At 62.4% G+C, this 3,708-nt stretch carries 3 protein-coding genes; all 3 read right to left on the reverse strand.

The window, feature by feature from the left end:
* Positions 1-222 precede the first annotated feature (222 nt).
* The gene (locus tag K8I61_06545; GenBank protein ID MBZ0271676.1) at positions 223-876 is read right to left on the reverse strand and encodes a nitroreductase family protein; all 654 of its coding nucleotides are present in this window, start codon (positions 874-876) and stop codon (positions 223-225) included.
* A gap of 201 nt (positions 877-1,077) precedes the next feature.
* Positions 1,078-3,042 (reverse strand): hypothetical protein, encoded by a 1,965-nt coding sequence (locus tag K8I61_06550; GenBank protein ID MBZ0271677.1) that lies wholly within the window; start codon positions 3,040-3,042, stop codon positions 1,078-1,080.
* Between the two features lie 61 nt (positions 3,043-3,103).
* Positions 3,104-3,313 carry a hypothetical protein gene (locus tag K8I61_06555; GenBank protein ID MBZ0271678.1) on the reverse strand — a complete coding sequence of 70 codons (210 nt, stop codon included), beginning with the start codon at positions 3,311-3,313 and terminating at the stop codon, positions 3,104-3,106.
* Positions 3,314-3,708: the final 395 nt, after the last annotated feature.

Raw genomic sequence — 3,708 nt, forward strand, 5'->3', positions numbered from 1 at the left:
AATTGCGAATTGCGAATTGCGAATTGCGAATTGCGAATTGCGAATTGCGAATTGCGAATTGCGAATTGCGAATTGCGAATTGCGAATTGCGAATTGCGAATTGCGAATTGCGAATTGCGAATTGCGAATTGCGAATTGCGAATGGGGAATGCCATTGCAAATCACGGAACGCCGTGTTCCGGACATTCCCAATTCCCAATTCCCAATTCCAAATTCCCAATTCTACCGGTTCACCACCATGATCTCCTCGAGCGGCTTGCGATGGATATCCGGCACCTCGCAGCCGTCCGCCGCATGGCCGACGGGGATCAGCAGGAACGGTCTCTCGTTCGCGGGGCGGCGAAGGATCGGCGACAAAAAGCGCATCGGCGCGGGGGAGTGCGTCAACGCGCAAAGGCCCGCGACCTGGATGGCGGCCAGCAATATGCCCGTCGCGATACCGGTCGATTCGGAAGCGTAATACACCGCGCCGCCGTCGTCGCCGCGCGTCAGTTCGAAAACGACGATGAGCCACGGAGCGATTTCAAGGAACGGCTTTTGCTCGGTGGTCGCGAACGGCTCCAGGTCGTGAAGCCATTTTTCGGACGCGCGCTTCGTGTAAAACAGATGCTCCTCCGCCTCGGCCGCCTCGCGGATTTCGCGTTTGAGCGCGGCGTCGTCCACGCACACGAACCGCCACGGCTGACGGTTCGCGCCGCTCGGCGCCGTGCCCGCGGTACGCACGATGTTTTCGATCGTCTCCCGGCTGACGGCGCGATTGGAAAAATGCCGCACGCTGCGGCGATGGTTCATGAGCGTGTAGAACTCGTGCGACACAATTTCCGACGCGCGGCCGGGATCGTGCGGGCGATAGGGAACGTGCGGGGCGTCGGACATCGGGCGGCTCCGGTTTGGGAACTGGGGTTTGGGAATGGCGAATTGGGAATTGCGAGTTGGGAATTGGGAGTTGGGAATGGCGAATTGGGAATCGGGAATGCATCCGTGTCGCGCGTTCGTCATCCGCGTCGCGTGTTCGTCATCCTGAGCGAAGCGAAGGATCTGGCTCGCTCCGGCCGACGGCAGCTTTGCAAATCGAAATCAATCGCGGTGCGCCTCCAGGTACAGCACCAGCGCGTACATCGCCTTGTAGCTCGCCAGCAGCGTGTAGCGCGAATACCAATAGCCGGGCAGGTTCGTGCCGAGAAATTCGTGATCGAACCACGAGCCGTCGTCGAGCTGTTCGTCGAGAAGGAACGCGATACCCGCGTCGATCGCGTTCTGGTCCGCCCCGATCGCTTGAAGGCCGATGAGCGAATACGCGGTCTGAAACACGGTGGACTCGCCGGCGCCCGCGAGCGCCTCGTCGAGGTAGGACTGCGGCGTCTCCCCCCAGCCGCCGTCGTCGTTCTGGACCGAAAGCAGCCATTCGATCGCACGGGCGACATCTGGATCGCGCGGCGATTCGCCGGCCGCCGCCAGCGCCTGCAAAACCTGGCCGGTGCCGTAGGTGTAGTTCGTTCCCCAGCGCCCGAACCACGCGCCCCACGGCTTCTGGCGCGCCTTCACGAAATCGATCGCGCGGCGCATTGCGCGCGCATCGTCGAAGCGGTCGATCGCGCCAAGGTTCGTCATCGTGACGATCGCGCGCGCGGTGATGTCCTCGTTTGAATCGTCTACCGGCACCCAGGTTTCGCCTTCGAGATACGGCGCGAACGTCACCGGGTCCAGGCTGTTCTTGCCCCAGGCGGCGAATCCGCCGTCGTCGTTTTGCATCGCGCGCATCCAGTCGATGCCGCGCGCAAGTTGACCCTCCATCCGCGCGAGGACCGGCTCGGGCAAAAGCGCGAGCGCGTCTAGCACCATGACGGTGACGTCCACGTCGGGGTATCGCTGGTTCTCGTGCTCGAATCCCCATCCCCCGGGTTCGACATTCGGCACGACGTGCGACCAGTCGCCGGGAATCGTCGCCTGCTTTTCGAGCAGCCAGGAGACGGCGTCGGCGACCATCGGATCGTCAGGCGGCATGCCCGCGGAAAGCAGCGCATGCAGCACGTACGCCGTGTCCATGACGGGCGGCTCGCTGAACTGCTGGATGATCGTGTTCTCGCCTTCGCGCTGAAACGAACGCACCCCCTCGAGCCCGCGTTCGATCGCGTCGTCATGCGCCGGGTCACCCGTCGCGTGAAGCGCGATCAGCGAGTAGTACGTCTGGATGAGAACGCCCGCCCAGTTGCCGTCGGCTTCCTGGCGCTCGAGGATCCATTGCGTCGCCTGATCCGCGCAGCAGCCGGGGCCCCAGAAATCGGTCGCCGGATCGACGCCCTCCCACGGGTCGGAAATGAAAATCTCGCCGATTCCCCGGCCCGCCGGCACGGGCGCGATGTGGTGCATGTCGTTCGACAGCAGCATCGGGATGAGCGCCGACTGGAAGAAGCCGTAGTGATACATCAGCTCCTCAAAGTTCATCAGCCACGTGTGGACGCGCATCGTGTTCGGCTTCCACGGCACAAAGCCGAAGTTCGCAAGGCGTATGCGCACCAGCAGGTTCGCCGCGTCGGCGCCGCCGTTTGCGAGGATAAATTCGCGCGCGCGTTTCATCGTCGTGCCGTTTTGCGGAAACCCCGCGAGCTTCAGCGCGGTGTAGTCGAGCACGGTGATGTCGAGAACCGACGGCCCGCCGGGATACGCGCTCCAACCGCCGTCCGCGTTCTGTTCGGCGACGATGTGGTTGGCCGCCTTGGCCTCGCGCTCCTCGTCCACGCGCTCAAGGTAACGGCCAAGCATGATGTAGTCCGCGTTGTACGACGTGTCGGACGGGAAATCGCCCTCCCAGTAGCCCTCGGGCGCCTGCGTCGCGCGGAAATAATCGATCGCGCGTGCAAGCGCGCGCTTCGCATCGCGCACCAAGGGTGGGTCGGATTGCGGAACGTTTTCGAATTCGAAAGCGGCGGGCGCGCCATCGTCCTTTGGCGCATCCGTCTCAAAGGCACACGCGCCCAAAAGCGCAAACAGCACGAGCGCGCACAGGATCAGCGTGGGTCGGAACGATCGCGGGGTAAACATGACCGCGAATTATACGGCCACGAAATGCGCGGTTCAACGACACCTAAAGGTCGGTAGTGGGTCAGTTTGAATATTCATCGGCTTTGGGCGGCGCCACCACGTCTTCCAAGTACCAAACGCGATTCGTCACACCAGCATCCATCGCCGGCATGACGCGCAGCGTCTGATGGGCACCGCAGAAATCGTAGTAAATGAAATACAGCGCCACGGCGTGCGCGCGGTTTTCGATCTTCTTGCTGAAGCCGTTGGTCAACCGGTTGAACCGACGCATCGCCACGCATTGCGGCAGAGAACGCGTATCTAGGGAATTGAGGGCGCGGCCGTTAGGGTTTCACCGCCCCGCGCCCCAATGTGGCGACTCTACGATATGATGATGATCACGATTACGAGCAGCATTGTTCCCGTCTCCCTGGGTCCACGAAATTACGTTGACATCAGGACCGGGGACCGTTAGCCTTAATGCAATTCGCGCGGGGCTACGGCCCTGGTGTCCGAATGCCAGCCGTTGCCGCGGCTGGCTTCTCTTATTGTGCGCCCAGCATGGGCGCTGTCTTGTAGGTGTAAGTCCGACCGAGAGGAGGCCATCCCGATCGAAGCGAAGCGCAACTGCGGAAGGGCGACCGACCGTGGGGAGGAAGCGTGGAGCGAACCCGCGGGCCGACGTAC

It is taken from the genome of bacterium, assembly GCA_019912885.1.
Classification (GTDB): domain Bacteria; phylum Lernaellota; class Lernaellaia; order JACKCT01; family JACKCT01; genus JAIOHV01.